General features: G+C 66.8%; 19 protein-coding genes. 10 read left to right on the top strand and 9 right to left on the bottom strand.

All coding sequences use genetic code 11. From position 1 onward, the window contains the following. Positions 1-106: 106 nt before the first annotated feature. Positions 107-565, top strand: a complete 459-nt coding sequence (locus tag AC13D8_RS08110; protein WP_129431731.1) for a c-type cytochrome — start codon at positions 107-109, stop codon at positions 563-565. Further along, a complete protein-coding gene (locus tag AC13D8_RS08105; protein WP_482968430.1) occupies positions 565-789 on the top strand; it encodes a plastocyanin/azurin family copper-binding protein in 225 nt (74 codons plus the stop codon). The genes AC13D8_RS08110 and AC13D8_RS08105 overlap by 1 nt, the downstream gene beginning before the upstream one ends. 30 nt (positions 790-819) lie before the next feature. On the opposite strand, the gene mnmA is transcribed toward AC13D8_RS08105, so the two are convergent. After that, positions 820-1965, bottom strand: coding sequence for a tRNA 2-thiouridine(34) synthase MnmA (gene mnmA, locus AC13D8_RS08100; RefSeq protein WP_482968429.1), 1146 nt, complete (start codon positions 1963-1965; stop codon positions 820-822). Positions 1966-2089: 124 nt separating this feature from the next. Between mnmA and sciP the strand changes: the two genes are divergently transcribed. From sciP to AC13D8_RS08075, 5 genes are all read left to right on the top strand, one after another. Further along, positions 2090-2368: a CtrA inhibitor SciP gene (gene sciP, locus AC13D8_RS08095; protein WP_482968428.1), complete on the top strand. Its 279-nt coding sequence runs from the start codon at positions 2090-2092 to the stop codon at positions 2366-2368. A gap of 96 nt (positions 2369-2464) precedes the next feature. After that, a complete protein-coding gene (gene ctrA / locus AC13D8_RS08090; RefSeq protein WP_129431735.1) occupies positions 2465-3181 on the top strand; it encodes a response regulator transcription factor CtrA in 717 nt (238 codons plus the stop codon). Positions 3182-3249: 68 nt separating this feature from the next. Continuing rightward, positions 3250-5382 (top strand): NAD-dependent DNA ligase LigA, encoded by a 2133-nt coding sequence (gene ligA / locus AC13D8_RS08085; RefSeq protein WP_482968427.1) that lies wholly within the window; start codon positions 3250-3252, stop codon positions 5380-5382. After that, positions 5379-7469: an ATP-dependent DNA helicase RecG gene (gene recG / locus AC13D8_RS08080; protein ID WP_482968426.1), complete on the top strand. Its 2091-nt coding sequence runs from the start codon at positions 5379-5381 to the stop codon at positions 7467-7469. Before ligA ends, recG begins: the two co-directional genes overlap by 4 nt. An 88-nt stretch (positions 7470-7557) precedes the next feature. After that, on the top strand, positions 7558-7680 hold the full coding sequence (locus AC13D8_RS08075) for a hypothetical protein (protein WP_276308243.1): 123 nt from the start codon (positions 7558-7560) through the stop codon (positions 7678-7680). A 278-nt stretch (positions 7681-7958) separates the two neighbouring features. On the opposite strand, the gene AC13D8_RS08070 is transcribed toward AC13D8_RS08075, so the two are convergent. Beyond that, positions 7959-8414 carry an iron-sulfur cluster assembly scaffold protein gene (locus tag AC13D8_RS08070; RefSeq protein WP_482968425.1) on the bottom strand — a complete coding sequence of 152 codons (456 nt, stop codon included), beginning with the start codon at positions 8412-8414 and terminating at the stop codon, positions 7959-7961. Between the two features lie 66 nt (positions 8415-8480). Here AC13D8_RS08070 and hisI point away from each other — a divergent pair, with 66 nt between their 5' ends. Continuing rightward, on the top strand, positions 8481-8849 hold the full coding sequence (gene hisI, locus AC13D8_RS08065) for a phosphoribosyl-AMP cyclohydrolase (protein WP_482968424.1): 369 nt from the start codon (positions 8481-8483) through the stop codon (positions 8847-8849). 22 nt (positions 8850-8871) lie between these two features. On the opposite strand, the gene gluQRS is transcribed toward hisI, so the two are convergent. Genes gluQRS through AC13D8_RS08050 form a run of 3 tightly spaced genes read right to left on the bottom strand, consistent with a single transcriptional unit; the run spans position 8872 to position 11858 of the window. Then, positions 8872-9705: a tRNA glutamyl-Q(34) synthetase GluQRS gene (gene gluQRS, locus AC13D8_RS08060; protein ID WP_482968423.1), complete on the bottom strand. Its 834-nt coding sequence runs from the start codon at positions 9703-9705 to the stop codon at positions 8872-8874. 12 nt (positions 9706-9717) lie between these two features. Further along, entirely contained in the window at positions 9718-11076 is a 1359-nt protein-coding gene (gene trmFO / locus AC13D8_RS08055; RefSeq protein ID WP_482968539.1) for a methylenetetrahydrofolate--tRNA-(uracil(54)-C(5))-methyltransferase (FADH(2)-oxidizing) TrmFO, read from the bottom strand. Continuing rightward, positions 11073-11858, bottom strand: coding sequence for an enoyl-CoA hydratase (locus AC13D8_RS08050; protein WP_482968422.1), 786 nt, complete (start codon positions 11856-11858; stop codon positions 11073-11075). The genes trmFO and AC13D8_RS08050 overlap by 4 nt, the downstream gene beginning before the upstream one ends. Positions 11859-11916: 58 nt before the next feature. On the opposite strand from AC13D8_RS08050, the gene AC13D8_RS08045 reads away from it, so the two are divergent. Further along, entirely contained in the window at positions 11917-12354 is a 438-nt protein-coding gene (locus tag AC13D8_RS08045) for a PaaI family thioesterase (protein WP_104020491.1), read from the top strand. Between the two features lie 67 nt (positions 12355-12421). Then, positions 12422-13219: a DUF2189 domain-containing protein gene (locus AC13D8_RS08040; protein WP_482968421.1), complete on the top strand. Its 798-nt coding sequence runs from the start codon at positions 12422-12424 to the stop codon at positions 13217-13219. Here the strand turns inward: AC13D8_RS08040 and AC13D8_RS08035 are convergent. Genes AC13D8_RS08035 through metA form a run of 4 tightly spaced genes read right to left on the bottom strand, consistent with a single transcriptional unit; the run spans position 13174 to position 16581 of the window. After that, positions 13174-13764, bottom strand: a complete 591-nt coding sequence (locus tag AC13D8_RS08035) for a TetR/AcrR family transcriptional regulator (protein ID WP_482968420.1) — start codon at positions 13762-13764, stop codon at positions 13174-13176. The two genes, AC13D8_RS08040 and AC13D8_RS08035, sit on opposite strands and share 46 nt — an antisense overlap. Continuing rightward, on the bottom strand, positions 13757-14626 hold the full coding sequence (ppk2, locus tag AC13D8_RS08030; RefSeq protein ID WP_482968419.1) for a polyphosphate kinase 2: 870 nt from the start codon (positions 14624-14626) through the stop codon (positions 13757-13759). The genes AC13D8_RS08035 and ppk2 overlap by 8 nt, the downstream gene beginning before the upstream one ends. Before the next feature lie 38 nt (positions 14627-14664). Then, the gene (locus tag AC13D8_RS08025; RefSeq protein ID WP_482968418.1) at positions 14665-15633 is read right to left on the bottom strand and encodes an alpha/beta fold hydrolase; all 969 of its coding nucleotides are present in this window, start codon (positions 15631-15633) and stop codon (positions 14665-14667) included. Positions 15634-15636: 3 nt separating this feature from the next. Continuing rightward, positions 15637-16581: a homoserine O-acetyltransferase MetA gene (gene metA, locus AC13D8_RS08020; RefSeq protein ID WP_482968417.1), complete on the bottom strand. Its 945-nt coding sequence runs from the start codon at positions 16579-16581 to the stop codon at positions 15637-15639. Positions 16582-16597: the final 16 nt, after the last annotated feature.

Raw genomic sequence — 16597 nt, 5'->3', positions numbered from 1 at the left:
CGCTGGAGACATGTCTGTCTCACCGAAATACGGGACCGCGTCGTCGCGGGGCCACGCGGGCGAGCACGGCGACCGGTCCCGGCAGAGGCAAGAAAGCAGGTGAGAGATGAGCAAACTCGGTTGGATGATCGCGGCTGTGCTGGTTGCGGGGGCTGGTGCGTTCGTTTGGCAGAGCACACGTACCGGGCCAGGCCCGACCGGGCACTCCATGACCCCGCCCGACACGTCGGACATCGCGGACGGCGCGGCCATCGTCGCGGTCAGCGTGCCGGACGACTTGTCGTCCCTGGCGCAAATGGGAGAGCGCGCCTTCAACGCGAAATGCGCAGCCTGTCACGGGGGCGATGCCGCAGGTCGCGAAGGCAAAGGCCCGCCCCTGGTGCACAAGATTTACGAACCCAGCCATCACTCGGACATGGCCTTCGTGATGGCGGCTAAGAGTGGTGTGAGGTCGCATCACTGGCGCTATGGAAACATGCCGCCGGTGGACGGCGTGACAGATGCCGACGTGAAGGCGATCACCGCCTATGTGCGCGCCCTTCAGAAGGAAAACGGGATTTTCTGATGGATTCGGCGCGACGCATGGGGGCGGCCGCCCGGCTTGGCTGTGCGTGTTCGCGCCAGGCCGGCAAGATGTATGATCATGCCAACAGCGTTCTGTTGAAGCCCGGCCAGACCGCCAGGGTGACGTGGACGTTCGGCGAAAAGTCGGAGTTGAGTTTTGCTTGCAACGTACCGGGGCATCGCGCGGCCGGCATGGTCGGAGATATTACCTTCGCGAGGCACTAGGCGTGGTTCGACGGCCCGGGATCGGGCGTGTTAATACCCGCGCCAGATCCAGCCGCCGCCCAGAACCCGGCTGCCCCCGGTCTCGTAGACCACGCAGGCCTGCCCGGGCGAGACGCCTTCCTCGGGGCTGAGCAGTTCCACCTCGGCCTCGGTCTCCGACAGTGGGCGCAGCACCGCCTCGCGCGGCGGGCGGGTCGATCGCAGCTTGACAGAGACGTGCCACTCGGACCGCGCGGTGATGGGTGCGCCGCCCAGCCAGTTGATCTCGCGCACCGGCACGGTGCGCGTGGCCAGCATCTCCTTGGGGCCGACGATGACGCGGTGCGCATCGACATCGAGCCGCACCACGTAGAGCGGCTCGTCGAGCCCGCCGATGCCGAGCCCGCGCCGCTGCCCGATGGTGTAGTGGATCACCCCCTTGTGCGCGCCCAGAACGCGCCCGTCGGCATGGACGATCTCGCCCGGCTCGGCGGCGCCGGGGCGCAGTTTCTCGATCACGCCGGCGTAGTTGCCGTCGGGGACGAAACAGATATCCTGGCTGTCAGGCTTGTCGGCCACCCGCAGCCCGTGGCGCGCAGCCAATGCGCGGGTCTCGTCCTTGGACGCGAGATGGCCCAGCGGAAAGCGCAGATAGGCAAGCTGCTCCGGTGTCGTCGAGAACAGGAAATATGACTGGTCGCGCGCCGAATCGGCGGCACGGTGCAGTTCGGGGCCCTCTGCACCGACCTTGCGCTGGATGTAATGGCCGGTCGCCATGCAATCGGCATCGAGATCGCGGGCGGTCTCCAGCAGGTCGCGAAACTTGACGCGCTCGTTGCAGCGGATGCAGGGCACCGGCGTCGCCCCCGCGAGGTAGCTGTCGGCGAACTCGTCGATCACCGCGTCGCGAAACACCGATTCGTAATCGAGCACGTAATGCGGAAACCCTACCTCCTCGGCCACGCGGCGCGCGTCGTGAATATCGCGCCCCGCGCAACACGCGCCCTTCCTGGCCAGCGCCGCACCGTGATCGTAAAGCTGGAGTGTCACGCCGACCACGTCGTACCCCTCAGAGGCAAGTTCTGCTGCCACCACGGACGAATCGACACCGCCCGACATCGCGACCACAACCCGCGTTTCGGCGGGCGGTTTCGCGAAACCGAGGGAATTCAAGGGTCTGTTCTCGTCGAGGGGCATTATTGTCTCCGCAGCGTATCCGGCGGAATATAGGAAAATCCTAAGCACTCTCAAGGCCCGGTTTCACCCGCCGTTAAACCTGTACTCGCATCATCGGGTCCGCATCAGCGAAGGGGTGAGAGTGATGTATCTGAAGAAAGTGGACGGGCCAAGGGCGGTGACGTTGCCGGATGGCAAGGTATTCAGCAGGGCCGATCTGCCACCGCCCGAGACCGCACGATGGGTGGCCTCGCGCAAGCTCGCGGTGGTGCGCGGAATCTCCCTTGGGTTGATTTCCCGGGAGGACGCATTGCGCACTTATGGGTTGACTGATGAGGAGCTTGACGGCTGGACGCGTGCAGTGAAAGAAAACGGATTGAACGGCCTGAAAGTGACTTTTGACAAGAATGCGATACAACCATAGCATGTGTTAGCAAAATGTTCCGCGGTTGGTAACGCGCGATTAACCATTTCTGTTCAGTGTTGTGAACATGTCGATGCGATCGAACGGAGAAACGTTATGCGTGTATTGCTTGTCGAGGATGATCCCACCACCTGCAAGAGCATCGAGATGATGCTGAGCCATGCCAACCTCAATGTCTACACCACCGATCTGGGGGAGGAGGGGATCGACCTCGCCAAGCTCTACGATTACGACCTGATCCTGCTCGACCTGGGCCTGCCGGACATGAACGGGCACGAGGTGCTGCGCCAATTGCGCATGGCACGGATCGCGACGCCGATCCTGATCCTGTCGGGCTCCGACGATACCGAGAACAAGCTCAAGGGGTTCGGCTTTGGCGCGGATGACTACCTGACCAAGCCATTCCACCGCGAGGAACTGGTGGCGCGCATCCACGCCATCATCCGCCGCTCGAAGGGGCATTCACAATCAGTGATCCGCACAGGCAAGATCAACGTCAATCTCGACGCCAAGACCGTGGACGCGGGCGGACAGACGGTGCACCTGACGGGCAAGGAGTACCAGATGCTCGAGTTGCTCTCCTTGCGCAAGGGTACGACGCTCACCAAGGAGATGTTTTTAAACCATCTCTACGGTGGCATGGACGAACCCGAACTCAAGATCATCGACGTGTTCATCTGCAAGCTGCGCAAGAAACTGGCCGAGGTCACCGGCGGCGAGACCTATATCGAGACGGTCTGGGGCCGCGGCTACGTGCTGCGCGATCCCGAGCCCGATATCCGCGACGGCACGGCCCTGGCGATCGGGGCCTGAACGGCGGCATCTGGACCTCGCCGCGCGCGCACCCTATCACGTCAGACGGGTGACCGCGCGAGGGGGCGATGAACGACCAGACCGACCAACGTGCTGTTGAGGAACTGACCGAGGCACAGGCGAAGGACGAGCTTGCGCGGCTCGCGCAGGTGCTGGCAGAGGCCGATGCCGCCTACCACACCGACGACGCGCCGGTGATGAGCGATGCCGACTACGACGCGCTCAAGGCCCGGAACGTCGCCATCGAGGCGCGCTTTCCCGGTCTCAAGCGCGCCGACAGCCCCTCCGACCGGGTCGGCGCCGCCCCCGCCGAGACCTTCGCCAAGGTGCGCCACGCGCAGCGCATGCTCAGCCTCGGCAACGCGTTCTCCGATGACGAGATCACCGAGTTCGACGCCCGCATCCGGCGCTATCTCGGACTCAACGACGACGCCCCGCTGGCCTATACCTCGGAGCCGAAGATAGACGGGCTCAGCCTCAGCCTGCGCTATGAGGCCGGTCGTCTCGTGCAGGCGGCGACGCGGGGCGACGGCGAAACCGGCGAGAACGTCACCGCCAACGCCCGCACCATCGACGACATCCCCGAGATGCTCGAGCGTGCGCCCGACCTGCTGGAGGTGCGCGGCGAGGTCTACATGAGCCACGAGGATTTCGCGGCGCTCAACGCGCGGCAGGCGGACCAGAGCGCCAAGACCTTCGCCAACCCGCGCAACGCCGCCGCCGGATCGCTCCGGCAACTCGATCCGGCGATCACCGCCGCACGCCCGCTGCGCTTCTTCGCCTATGGCTGGGGTGAGCTTTCCGCGCCACTTGCCGAGACGCAGATGGGCGCCATCGAGCGGCTGGCCGCGCTCGGCTTCGTCACCAACCCGCTCACCACGCTTTGCGACGGCCCGCAGGAGTTGCTCGCGCATTACGCCCGGATCGAGCAGGCGCGCGCCACCTTGGGCTATGACATCGACGGCGTGGTGTGCAAGGTCGATGACCTCGCCCTACAGGCGCGGCTCGGCTTCCGCGCCACGACGCCGCGCTGGGCCATCGCCCACAAGTTTCCAGCCGAACTGGCCTGGACCCGGCTCGAGGCCATCGACATCCAGGTGGGGCGCACCGGCGCGCTCAGCCCGGTGGCACGGCTGGCGCCGGTGACGGTGGGCGGCGTCGTGGTCTCGAACGCCACGCTGCACAACGAGGATTACATCGCGGGCCTCGATTCCGGCGGACAGCCCATTCGCGACGGCAAGGATATCCGCGTGGGCGACTGGGTGCAGGTCTACCGCGCGGGCGACGTGATCCCCAAGATCGCCGATGTGGACCTATCCAAGCGGCCCACAGATTCAGAACCCTACGCTTTTCCCGCTGCCTGCCCGGAATGCGGCAGCGACGCCGTGCGCGAGCCAGGCGATTCGGTGCGCCGATGCGTGGGCGGCCTCGTCTGTCCCGCGCAGGCAGTCGAGCGACTCAAGCACTTCGTCTCCCGCGCCGCCTTCGACATCGAGGGGCTCGGCGCGAAACAGGTGGAGGCGTTTTACCGCGACGGCTGGATCGCGGAGCCCGCCGATATCTTCACGCTCAAGGACCGTTACGGCCCCGGCTGCCTGACTCAGCTCAGGAACCGCGAAGGCTGGGGCGAAAAAAGCGCGAAGAACCTCTTCGAGGCGATTGATGAAAAACGGAAAATCCCCTTCGGGCGGCTTCTCTTCGCGCTCGGTATTCGCCATGTGGGCGAACAGGCGAGCAATCTCATCGCGCGCAATTACGGCCGCTGGGACGCATTTACCGCCGCGATGGACGCCGCCGCCGGTCTCCACGGCCCCGAATGGGAGCGGCTGCTGGGCATCGACGGGGTGGGCGAGGTGATGGCGCGCAGCCTCGTTCAGACCATGACCGAACCGCATGAGCGCGCCGGCATAGAGCGGCTGGTGGCTCATCTGGAGGTGGAGGAGGCCGAGGTCCCCGACACCTCTGGCAGCCCGGTGGCGGGCAAGACCGTCGTCTTTACCGGCACGCTCGAGCGGATGACACGGGCCGAGGCCAAGGCACGGGCCGAGGCGCTGGGGGCCAAGGTCTCGGGCAGCGTCAGCGCGCGCACCGATCTGCTGGTGGCCGGGCCCGGCGCCGGCTCGAAGGCGAAGAAGGCCGCCGATCTCGGTATCGAGGTGCTGGACGAGGACCAATGGCTCGCTCTCATCGGGGCCACATGAGCACCCGGCCGGAAATCCTGTTCCCGCTGTTTGCCGGGATCGAGACGCTCGAGGGGGTGGGGCCGAAAACCGCAAAGCACCTCGCCGCGCTCGACATCACGCGCCCGCGCGACCTGCTCTTCACCCTGCCGCATTCGGGGGTGGACCGCCGCCGCCGCGCCACGGTGCAGGGTGCGGAGATCCCCGGCGTGGTCACGGTAGAGGTGGTGGTGGGCCGCCACCATGCGCCCGCGCGCCCCTCCGCGCCCTACCGGGTCGTGGTAGAGGATGCGGCGACGAGCTTTCAGCTGGTGTTTTTCCGCGCCCGCGAGGATTACCTGCGCCGCCTGCTGCCCACCGGTGCGCGGCGGATCGTGTCGGGCAAGGTGGAGCTTTTCGACGGGGTGGCGCAGATCGTCCACCCCGATCACGTCCTGCCGGTGGAGGAGGCGGGCGATATCCCCGATTTCGAACCGGTCTACCCGCTCACCGCGGGCCTGACGCAACGGGTGATGGCCAAAGCGGTGCACTCGGCGCTGGCGCGCGCGCCGCAGCTTGAAGAGTGGATCGACCCGGCGCAGAAGGCGCAGGCGGGATGGCCCGACTGGCGCGAGGCGATCGCGGCGGCGCACGGGCCGAGCGCGCCGGGCGATCTCGCCCCGTCGGCCCCGGCGCGCGAGCGGCTGGCCTATGACGAGCTGATGGCGCACCAGTTGACGCTGGCGTTGGCGCGCGCGCATCTGCGCCGGGCCAAGGGTCGCGCGACCGTGGGCACCGGGGCCTTGCAGGCGCGCGTTCTGGACGCGCTGCCCTACCGGCTCACCGGCGCGCAGACCCGCGCGCTGGCCGAGATCGCCGCCGACATGGCCGCCAATGCCCGGATGAACCGGCTGTTGCAGGGCGATGTCGGCGCGGGCAAGACACTGGTCGCGTTCAAGGCGCTGCTGATCGCGGTCGAGGCAGGCGGGCAGGGGGTTCTGATGGCCCCCACCGAGATTCTCGCACGCCAGCATTTCCAGGGTCTCCAGCCGCTGGCAGAGGCGGCTGGCGTGCGCATGGCCATCCTCACGGGGCGTGACAAGGGCGCGGCGCGCAGCACCAAGCTCGCCGCGCTTGCGGGCGGAGACACCGATATTCTTATCGGCACTCACGCGGTCTTTCAAAAGGATGTGGATTTTGCCGACCTGCGCCTCGCCGTGGTGGACGAACAGCACCGCTTCGGCGTGCGCCAGCGGCTGGAACTGGGCCGCAAGGGCGCGCAGGCCGATGTGCTGGTGATGACCGCGACGCCGATCCCGCGCAGCCTCTCGCTGGCGCAATACGGTGACATGGACGTGAGCGTGCTGGACGAGAAGCCACCCGGGCGCAAGCCGATCACCACCGCGCTCGTCGGCATGGGGCGCATGGACGAGGTGGTGGATCACCTCCGCCAGGCCATCAGCGAGGGGCGGCAGGCCTACTGGGTCTGCCCGCTGGTGGAGGAAAGCGAGGCGGTAGACCTCTCGAGCGCCGAAGAGCGGTTCCGCCGGCTGCGCGCGGCGCTGGGCGACGGGCGCGTGGGGCTGGTGCATGGCCAGATGCCGCCCGAGGACAAGGACGCCGCGATGGCGCGTTTTCAGCGTGGCGAGACGGCGGTGCTGGTGGCCACCACGGTGATCGAGGTTGGGGTGGACGTGCCCAATGCCTCGATCATGGTGATCGAACGCGCCGAGAGCTTCGGCCTCGCGCAATTGCACCAGCTGCGCGGGCGCGTCGGGCGGGGCAGCGCCGCCTCGACTTGCCTGCTGATGTATCAGCCGCCGCTGTCCGAGGGCGGGCGGCGCCGGCTCGAGACCATGCGCGAAACCGAGGACGGGTTTCGCATCGCCGAGGTGGATCTCGAGATGCGCGGTGCGGGCGATCTCATCGGCACCGCCCAATCCGGGCTGCCGCGGTTTCGCGTCGCCGACCTGGAATCTCAGGCCGCGCTCATGGCCGTGGCGCAGTCGGACGCGCGCAAGCTTCTCTTCGACGACCCCGGGCTGGCCTCGCCGCGCGGGCAGGCGGCGCGCAGCCTGCTGTGGCTGATGGAGCGCGATCAGGCGATCCGCTTGATTTCCGTCGGATGACGGTTTGTTCTCATATGTTCTTATAATGTTCTTGACACATATCGTGCAATTGTGAGAACAATCAGGCAACATCAGATTGGAGGTCCGCATGTTACACCAGATCAAGCTGTCTGCCGCCCGCGCCGGTGACACGATCATTGGCGATGCCGTGGGGGCCTGCGCGCTCGCTGTCATGCTGGTGGGGGCGCTCTATTTGCCGGCCCTGGTCTGAAGAGTTTGTTTCTGCCTGCCGTTGGGCGGCCCTGTGGAGTCCCCTGTCCCAAACGGGCTCCGACGCCTGCCTGTCCCTAGCTTTTGGGGGCTGCCTCTTGCCCCCGGTGTCCGCGACAGGGCCGCCCACGGCCACTACCCGCCGCCGTTCCTCTTGGAACGAGCGGCGGTTTTTTTTGGTGGATGGCGAGACTGTTTGGGCGAGTGACGGGGTCAACGCAGCGCGGGCGTTCGGCAGCAGGTGGTGCGCCCGTTACCGCCCGGGCCGCCTGTCACCTCTCAGGCGCAGGGGCTGCGCGCCGCGATTTCGTCCATCGCTTCGGTCGCCGCCTCGAGCGTGAGCAGGATCGAGGCGTGGCGATTCTTGTAGTCGCGCGCGGGACGCAGCACCTCGAGCCCGTCGAAGGGCGCGGGCGGGGTTGGCCCGTCTTCCTTGAGCATCGCCTTGAGCGCGTCGCGTGCGGCCGCGATCTCTTCGCGCGTGCACCCGATGATGTTCGCTCCAACGACGCTCGCCGCCGCCTGCCCGAGTGCGCAGGCCTTGACCTCGGCGGCATAGTCGCTCACCCGGCCGTCCTCGCAGCACAGATCGACCGTCACGGTCGAGCCGCAAAGCGGCGCGCGGCGACGCACGGTCGCCTGCGGATCGCCGAGTCGCCCGTGCCGCGGGATGTCCGCCGCTAGCGCGAGGATGCGCGCGGAATAGAGCTTGATGAGGTCGGTCTCGCCGCTCATGGCTTTCCCTTCTTGCCGATGCCCCATAGATAGGCGGACGAGCCGCAGATGCAAAAGGATTTTGTCATGCCCTTCGACCCCGCCACGCTGCGATACGATGCCAATGGCCTCATCCCTGCGATCGCGCAGGAGCACGAGACCGGCGAGGTGCTGATGATGGCGTGGATGAATGCCGAGACCGTCGCGCGCACGCTCGAGACGGGCCGCGTGACCTACTGGAGCCGGTCGCGACAGGCGTTGTGGATCAAGGGCGAGACGTCCGGCCACGTGCAGGACCTCGTTGAGATGCGCGTCGATTGCGACCGTGATTGCCTGTTGCTGCTGATCCGTCAGACCGGCCCCGCCTGTCACACCAATCGCCGCTCGTGCTTCTACACCGCGCTGCGCGGGGGCGAAGAGACCGAGATCATGGCGCCGATGGCAGGCCCGGACTGAGTATTTTTCGCAGGGTGAGGCCTCAGAGCCCCACTATGTTGCGGATATCCTGAGGGGTGGCTCCGGCGTCGCGATAGGTGGCGATGGCGCGGGCATCGTCGCGCTTGGCCAGCCGCTTGCCCGTCTCGTCGCGAATCAGCCGGTGGTGATGGTAGGCGGGGGTCGGCAGGTCGAGCAGGCGTTGCAGGGTCACGTGGATTTGCGTGGCCTCCGCGAGGTCTTGGCCGCGGATCACGTGGGTGACGCCCTGGTCGGCATCGTCGAGCACGACAGAGAGGTGATAGGACGCGCCCATGTCGCGACGTGCGAGCACCACGTCGCCCACCGTCCGAGGCAGGTCATGCGGGGTGACGATTTCGCCTTTCTCCTTGTAGACCAGCGGGCTGGTCAGCATCGCGCAGGCGCGCGCCATGTCGAGGCGCAGGACCGCGTCCCCGGGCATCGGCCCGGTCGAAGGGCTGGCAGGGCGACAGGTGCCCGGATAGATCACCCCGTCGGGGCCATGCAGCGGCGCGCCTTCCTGCGGCGCCGAGGCGGCGGCGCGGATGTCGGCGCGGCTGCATGAGCATGGGTAGAGAAGCCCTTGATCCCAAAGAACTTTCAGCGCCTCGCGGTAGCGCGGAAGGCGGTCCGACTGGTGCATCACGGGCCGCGGCCAGTTCAAGCCCAGCCAGCCCAGGTCGTCGAAGATTTGCGCCTCCCATTCCGGGCGGCAGCGGCTCTGGTCGAGATCGTCGATGCGCAGCAGGAAAGTGCCTGCGCGCGCGCGTGCCATGTCATGGGCCAGCAACGCCGAAAAGGCGTGACCAAGGTGCAAGGGGCCGGTCGGCGAAGGCGCGAACCGGGTTATGAACATCGCGACAAAGGGTTACGAAGCACAGCTAATCTCGTCGATCGCGAGCCAACCCTGCCAAGCCGCCTTGGCGCGGTCGGTATAGGCCTTGTAGCGGTCGCGCCGCCCGCGCCGCCCGCCCTTGAGCCCGTCTACGGGCCGGAACAGGCCGAAATTGACGTTCATCGGTTGAAACGTCTTGGCATCCGCGCCGCTGGTGACGTGATGGACGAGCGCGCCCATTGCGCTGTCTTGCGGCACCGGGGGCAGGGCAAGGCCCTTGATCTCGGCGGCGGCGAGCCGCCCGGCGACGAGCCCCATGGCGGCGGATTCCACGTAGCCCTCGACCCCGGTGATCTGCCCGGCAAAGCGGATGTTGGGCCGGGCGCGCAGGCGCAGCCGGTCGTCGAGCAATGTCGGTGAGTTGAGGAACGTGTTGCGGTGAATGCCGCCAAGCCGCGCAAAGCGCGCGTTCTCCAATCCGGGAATCGTCCGAAAAACAGCAGTTTGCGCGCCATACTTCATCTTTGTCTGGAAGCCCACAATATTGTAGAGCGTGCCAAGCGCGTTGTCGCGGCGCAATTGCACGACGGCGTGCGGTTTCACGTCCGGCGCGTGCGGGTTGGTCAGGCCCACGGGCTTCATCGGGCCGTGGCGCAACGTCTCGCGCCCGCGCTCTGCCATCACCTCGATGGGCAGACAGCCGTCGAAGTAATTGGCGGTTTCGCCCTCGTGGAACTCGGTCTTGTCGGCGGCGAGAAGCGCGTCGATGAAGGCGTTGTATTGGTCCTTGTCCATCGGGCAGTTTAGATAGGCCGTGCGTTCGTCTTCGGTCTCGCCCTTGTCATAGCGCGACTGCATCCACGCCCGGGACATGTCGATGCTGTCGAAATGCACGATCGGCGCGATGGCGTCGAAGAACGCGAGCGCGTCGGTGCCGGTCTCTCGGGCGATGGCCTGTCCGAGCCCTTGCGAGGTCAGCGGTCCGGTCGCGATGATCCAGTGACCATTCTCGGGAAGCTCTGTGATTTCATCGGGTTGCACGGTGATTTTCGGGTGCTGCGCGAGCCGCTCTGTTACCGCGCGCGAAAACGCGTCGCGATCCACGGCGAGCGCACCACCGGCAGGAAGGCGGTGGCGGTCGGCCATCTCCATGATCAGCCCGCCCGCCGCGCGCATCTCCCAGTGCAGGAGACCCACGGCGTTCTGCTCGTCATCGTCCGAGCGGAACGAGTTGGAGCACACCATCTCGGCGAGGTCGCCGGTGCGGTGTGCGAAGGTGCCCACGCTTGGGCGCATCTCGTGGATAATCACCGGCACGCCCATGTTTGCGGCCTGCCACGCGGCCTCCGAGCCTGCCATGCCGCCACCGACGATATGCAGCGGCCCGGTCATTGCTGCCATTCGGGGGGGCGCTTTTGCAGGAAGGCGTTGATTCCCTCGTCGGTATCACGGTCGAGCATGTTCTCGACCATCACCGCGCCGGTATGGGCATAGGCGTCATCGAGCCCCATCTCTACCTGCTCGTAGAAGGCGCGCTTGCCGATGCGCACTGCTGTGCCGAGCTTGGCGGCGACGGTTTCGGCCAGCGCCATGGTCTCAACCTGCAGGTTCGCGGGCTCAACCGCACGGTTGATGAGGCCAAGCTCTTGCGCACGGTCAGTCTCGATGAACTGCCCGGTGGTGAGCATTTCGAACGCCTGCTTGCGGGGCACATTGCGGCTGAGTGCCACCATCGGCGTGGAGCAAAAGAGCCCGATATTGACGCCGTTGACGCCAAAGCGCGTGCCATGCGCCGCCACCGCCATGTCGCAGCTTGCCACGAGCTGACAGCCGGCGGCGGTGGCGATGCCGTGCGGTGCGGCGATCACCGGTTGCGGCAGGTTGCGGATCGCCGTCATCACGGCAGTGCAGCGCGAGAAGAGGTCGGCGAAATAGGCGCGGCCCTTGTCCTCGGACTGGCGCGCGGTCTGCATTTCCTTGAGGTCGTGTCCCGCGCAGAATGCCTTGCCCGCGCCCGTGAGGGTGACCACCCGGATCGAGTGATCCTCGGCCAGCCGCGCGAACTCGGCGCTGAGCGCCGCCAGCATCGCGTCCGAGAGCGCGTTGAGGTTGCCCGGTGAATTCATGGTGAGCCGCGCGATTGCGCCGCTGTCGTCGCGGTCGAGAATTGCCATCTTGTCTCCCTTTCGGTGTTGTGGCCATTCTGGCACGAAACCGGGCAGGGAGAAAAGCATGACCGTCACGATGGACGCCGCCGAGCTCACGCATTTTCTCGGGCGGGAATTTCCGCAGGTGGCTGAGGATTTCGTCATCGAGGAGGTGGGCGAGCGGCGTATCCGCGTGCGCCTCGCAGTGGGCGAGCGGCATTTGCGGCCCGGCGGGACGGTATCGGGGCCGTCGATCTTTGCGCTGGCCGACGTGGCGGTCTATCTCGGGCTTCTGGCGATGATCGGACCCGAGGCGCTGGCCGTGACGACGAATTGCTCCATCGACTTCATGCGCAAGCCCGCGGCGAACACCGACCTGATTGCCGAGTGTCGCCTGCTCAAGGTCGGCCGCGTGCTGGCCGTGGGCGAGGTGCTGATCTTCTCCGATGGGGTAGACGCGCCGGTGGCGCGCGCGAGCCTGACCTACTCGATCCCGCCGAACCCTGGCAGCGGCAAAAGCTGACTTCCAATTCGATCTTTGCGGCTGGCCCGGCCTTGGCTACGCTCCTGCCGGCAGAGGAGGATTGCCGATGACCGAAACGCAGACACGCCCGTTCGGCGTGCCGGACATGGGGGAGGTGCGATTCGCCATGCTGGGCGAGGCGCTGCGGCGGGGCTGGGCGGACATGCGGCGCGCGCCGGGTTACGGGCTCTTGTTCGCCGGGGTCTACGTGGCAATCGGGCTGGCGATGGCCGGGGTGACCTGGGCCACCGGCAAGAGCTACTGGCTGATCCTCGCCGCCGTCGGCTTTCCATTGGTGGGGCCGTTCGCGGCGGTGGGGCTCTACGAGGTGAGCCACCGGCTGAGCGAGGGCCGCCCGTTGGTGGCGGGCGAGATATTCGGGGTGATCGCGCAGCAGCGGCGGCGGCAACTGCCCTCGATCTGCGCGATCATCATCATGGTGTTTTTGTTCTGGTTCTTTCTCGCCCACATGATCTTTGCCCTGTTTCTCGGTCTCTCGACAATGACCAACGTATCGTCATCGTTCGACATCTACTTCACGCCGCAGGGACTCTCGATGCTGGTGGTGGGCACCGGGGTGGGCGCGTGTTTCGCGCTGCTCATCTACGCGATCACGGTCGTTTCTCTGCCGCTGCTGCTCGACCGCGAGGTGGATTTCGTGACCGCCATGCTCACGAGCCTGACCGTGGTGATGGAGAACCCGGTGCCGATGCTCGCCTGGGCCGTGCTTGTTGCGGGGCTGACGTTCTTGGCGCTCTTGCCGGCGTTCCTGGGGCTGTTTGTGGTGTTGCCGCTTCTGGGACACGCCACATGGCATCTCTACCGGCTGGTTTGCGAGGCGGGAGGACCGAGCCCCGAGAGATAGGTATCGAGAGCGCGCGACAGCGTCGCCCGTGCCTCGGGCGGATCGGTCAGCCCGGCGGAATTGCGCAGGTAAAGCTCTACCACCCCGTGGCTGAGCGACCAGATATGTGCGGCGACCTCCTCGACATCCGCACAAAGCCCGTCGCACGCGCCGTGCAGCAGGTCGCGCGCGCGCCCCGCCGCCTCGGCCAGCGCTGGGCGGCGGGCGAGGTCGATGCCGCTTTCGAACATGGCGATATAGTGACCGGGATAGCGCTCGGCAAAGGCAAGATAGGCCCGCGCCATCGCCCGCACACGCGGTGCGCCCCGCTCGGCCGACACCTCGGACAACATCCCGGAGAACAGCGCGTACCCTTGCCGCGCCGTTTCGGCCACGAGATCGTCGCGCCCCGCGAAATGGCGGTAGATGGCGGCGGGTGTCACGCCCGCGTGCCGCGCCGCCTCGGACAGGGTAAAGCCCTGCGGCCCCTTTGCCACGATAAGCGCGAGCGTCGCCTCGACGAGGGCTTCGCGCAGGTTACCATGGTGATAGCCCTGCTTAGCCATTCCAGATGTCGGGGCCGCCGATGATCGCGGGATCGTTCACGCCCACCGCCGACGGATCCTTGCGCGCATAGTCGATTTGCGACAGGACGTGGCGGATCGCCGCCACGCGCGCGCGCCGCTTGTCGTCCGAGCGCACCACCGTCCACGGCGCGTGATCGGTGTGGGAGCGTTCCAGCGTCTCGGCGATGGCGGTGGTGTAGTCGGGCCATTTCGCCAGCCCCTCCACGTCGATCCGGCTCAGCTTCCATTGCTTGAGCGGGTTGCTCTCGCGGGCGAGGAAGCGGCGCAATTGCTCGGCGCGGCCGACATTGAGCCAGAACTTGAAAAGGTAAATCCCCTCGTGCACCAGCATCCGCTCGAAATCGGGCACCTGCGCAAAGAAATACTCGCGCTGCTCGTCGGTGCAGAAGCCGAAGACATGCTCGATCACGCCGCGATTATACCAGCTCCGGTCATAGAACACGATTTCGCCGCCGGCGGGCAGGTGGTCGATATAGCGCTGGAAATACCATTGCGTCGCCTCCTTGTCCGAGGGCTTGGGCAGGGCCACGACCCGCGCGCCGCGCGGGTTGAGATGCGCGCGGAAGCGCTTGATCGTGCCACCCTTGCCGGCGGCGTCGCGCCCTTCGAACACGATCGCCACCCGCGCGCCGGTGCTTCGCGCCCAGTGCTGGAGCTTGACCAGCTCGATCTGGAGCCGGTCGAGATCGCGCTCGTAGGTCTTGCGCGCCATGCACTCGGAATAGGGGAAGCCGGGGTCGAGCACGTCGTCCTTGTCGGCGCGGGTGATCGCATCGCGCACCTCGCGCGGGGCGTCCTCGTTGAAAAAGGCGCTGATCGCGCCGTCATAGGGCAGGTCCATGCCGGGGCCTCGTCGCTCGGGGCCTCCACTATGGCCGCTCACTCGCGCGGGCGCAATCCGGCGCGGTCGGCCGCGCGGTGGATGGCGGCGATCACCGCGTCGGGGGCGGCATGGTGGGGCATGTGGCCGACCCCGTCGAGCACGGTCAGGTGTGCGCCCGGCACCTGGTCGGTCAACGGGCGGGCATGGATCGACAGGCCCACCGTGGTGTCGGCGGTGCCGTGGACGATCTCCAACGGCATCCCGATTTCATCATAACGAATGTGCAGCGCCTCGATCTCGGCCAGCAGGCCCGCGCGTTGCAGTGCGTTCTCGCGCAAGGTTTCGCGCCGCAGGGTCAGCGCCGCGCCGACATGGCCGAGATAGCCCTCGGGCGGCGCCTGCGGCGCGAAAATCTCCGATACCGCGTTTTCCACGTAGCTGTCGGGCACGAAGGCGGTGATGATCGGCGCGGCAACCGGCCCCAGCACGGGATGCGACAGCACCCGGTAGAGCGGGGGCAGGGGGCTGTCCCACGGCTTGGCGGCCCCGGCCACCGACACCAGCGCCGACAGCGTGCCGGGCCGCGTCACCGCCCAGGCAAGCGCCACCGCACCGCCATAGCTGTGGCCCAGGACGATGGGGTGCGTCGCCGCCAATTTGGCCGCCGCCCGCTGCAACAGCGCCGCCTGTTCCGTGATCGTGGCCCCGTCGCGCCCGATCTGGTCGCTATAGCCGAGGCCGGGCCGGTCGAACACGATCACGCGGTAGGGCCCCGCAAGCGCCGACGCGAGGTGAAACGTCATGTCGCGGGTGTTGCCCGACGCACCGTGGAGGAGCACCAGGTCGGGTGCCTCTCCTACCTCGGGCCCCATCACCACCGCGTGAACGCGGTGGCCGTCCACGGTGACGAACTGCCCGCGCGGTGGCCAGGCCGCCTCGGCGCGGGTCTCGTGGACGCGCGCCTTCCACAGGGTCAGCGCGGCCAGTGCCGCAAGGCCGATCAGAAGCAGGAGGGCGAGCTTCATCCCTCAGGCCCGCAAATCGGTCGACTCCACACCGATCCTGGTGATGTCGTAGGGGGTGGTTTCGTAGATTTCGGATATCCAGTTGCCGTAGAGCAGGTGCGCGTGGCTGCGCCAGCGATTCGAGGGCGCGCGGGTCGGGTCATCGTCGGGATAGTAGTTGCACGGCACGTTGATCGGCGTGCCGCTCTCGACGTCGCGGTCGTATTCCTGCTTGAGCGTGTCGCTGTCATATTCGAAGTGGTTGAAGATATAGAGCGCGCGGTGGCCCGTGTCCTCGACCATGCAGGGGCCGACCTCGTCGCTGTCGAGCAGGATGCTGAGGCCCGGCACGGCCTCGATCTCGTCACGCCGCATTTCGGTCCAGCGGCTGACGGGGATCACGCAATCGTCGGAAAAGCCGCGCAGATAGGGCGAGGCGGGCACCATGTTGCGGTGCCGGAAACAGCCGAACGCCTTGGCCGGCAGCATGTGTTTCTTGACCCCGTGGAAATAGTTGATCATCGCCATGCCGCCCCAGCACACGCCGAAGGTGGAATGCACATGGGATTGCGTCCAGTCGAACACGCGGCGCAGCTCGTCCCAGTAGGTGACCGCGTCGAACTCCAGATGCTCGATCGGCGCGCCGGTGATGATGAGCCCATCATACTTGTCGCCCGAGGCCGCGACCTCGGCGAACGGGCGGTAAAAGCTCTCCATGTGATCGGCGGCGGTGGTCTTGGAATGGTGCTCGGTCATGCGGATGAGGTCGAACTCGATCTGCAACGGCGTGGCCCCGATGAGGCGAGCGAATTGCGTCTCGGTCTGGATCTTCTTGGGCATCAGGTTGAGCAGCCCGATGCGCAGCGGGCGGATATCCTGTCGGTCGGCGTGGCCGGGGTCCATCACCATCACGCCCTCGCGCTTGAGCACGGAATGGGCGGGCAGGTTGGTGGGGATCTTGATCGGCATGGTCGGTGGTCCTCGG

Source organism: Roseovarius sp. B-10, assembly GCF_056859295.1.
The sequence above is the reverse complement of the archived record's forward strand: the minus strand, read 5'-3'. Positions and strand labels throughout refer to the sequence as shown.

Excerpts from the sequence above, each read along its gene's own strand:
- AC13D8_RS08110 (WP_129431731.1), top strand. The coding sequence starts at position 107 with ATGAGCAAACTCGGTTGGATGATCGCGGCTGTGCTGGTTGCGGGGGCT.
- AC13D8_RS08105 (WP_482968430.1), top strand. The coding sequence starts at position 565 with ATGGATTCGGCGCGACGCATGGGGGCGGCCGCCCGGCTTGGCTGTGCG.
- mnmA (WP_482968429.1), bottom strand. The coding sequence starts at position 1,965 with ATGCCCCTCGACGAGAACAGACCCTTGAATTCCCTCGGTTTCGCGAAA.
- sciP (WP_482968428.1), top strand. The coding sequence starts at position 2,090 with ATGTATCTGAAGAAAGTGGACGGGCCAAGGGCGGTGACGTTGCCGGAT.
- ctrA (WP_129431735.1), top strand. The coding sequence starts at position 2,465 with ATGCGTGTATTGCTTGTCGAGGATGATCCCACCACCTGCAAGAGCATC.
- ligA (WP_482968427.1), top strand. The coding sequence starts at position 3,250 with ATGAACGACCAGACCGACCAACGTGCTGTTGAGGAACTGACCGAGGCA.
- recG (WP_482968426.1), top strand. The coding sequence starts at position 5,379 with ATGAGCACCCGGCCGGAAATCCTGTTCCCGCTGTTTGCCGGGATCGAG.
- AC13D8_RS08075 (WP_276308243.1), top strand. The coding sequence starts at position 7,558 with ATGTTACACCAGATCAAGCTGTCTGCCGCCCGCGCCGGTGACACGATC.
- AC13D8_RS08070 (WP_482968425.1), bottom strand. The coding sequence starts at position 8,414 with ATGAGCGGCGAGACCGACCTCATCAAGCTCTATTCCGCGCGCATCCTC.
- hisI (WP_482968424.1), top strand. The coding sequence starts at position 8,481 with ATGCCCTTCGACCCCGCCACGCTGCGATACGATGCCAATGGCCTCATC.
- gluQRS (WP_482968423.1), bottom strand. The coding sequence starts at position 9,705 with ATGTTCATAACCCGGTTCGCGCCTTCGCCGACCGGCCCCTTGCACCTT.
- trmFO (WP_482968539.1), bottom strand. The coding sequence starts at position 11,076 with ATGACCGGGCCGCTGCATATCGTCGGTGGCGGCATGGCAGGCTCGGAG.
- AC13D8_RS08050 (WP_482968422.1), bottom strand. The coding sequence starts at position 11,858 with ATGGCAATTCTCGACCGCGACGACAGCGGCGCAATCGCGCGGCTCACC.
- AC13D8_RS08045 (WP_104020491.1), top strand. The coding sequence starts at position 11,917 with ATGACCGTCACGATGGACGCCGCCGAGCTCACGCATTTTCTCGGGCGG.
- AC13D8_RS08040 (WP_482968421.1), top strand. The coding sequence starts at position 12,422 with ATGACCGAAACGCAGACACGCCCGTTCGGCGTGCCGGACATGGGGGAG.
- AC13D8_RS08035 (WP_482968420.1), bottom strand. The coding sequence starts at position 13,764 with ATGGCTAAGCAGGGCTATCACCATGGTAACCTGCGCGAAGCCCTCGTC.
- ppk2 (WP_482968419.1), bottom strand. The coding sequence starts at position 14,626 with ATGGACCTGCCCTATGACGGCGCGATCAGCGCCTTTTTCAACGAGGAC.
- AC13D8_RS08025 (WP_482968418.1), bottom strand. The coding sequence starts at position 15,633 with ATGAAGCTCGCCCTCCTGCTTCTGATCGGCCTTGCGGCACTGGCCGCG.
- metA (WP_482968417.1), bottom strand. The coding sequence starts at position 16,581 with ATGCCGATCAAGATCCCCACCAACCTGCCCGCCCATTCCGTGCTCAAG.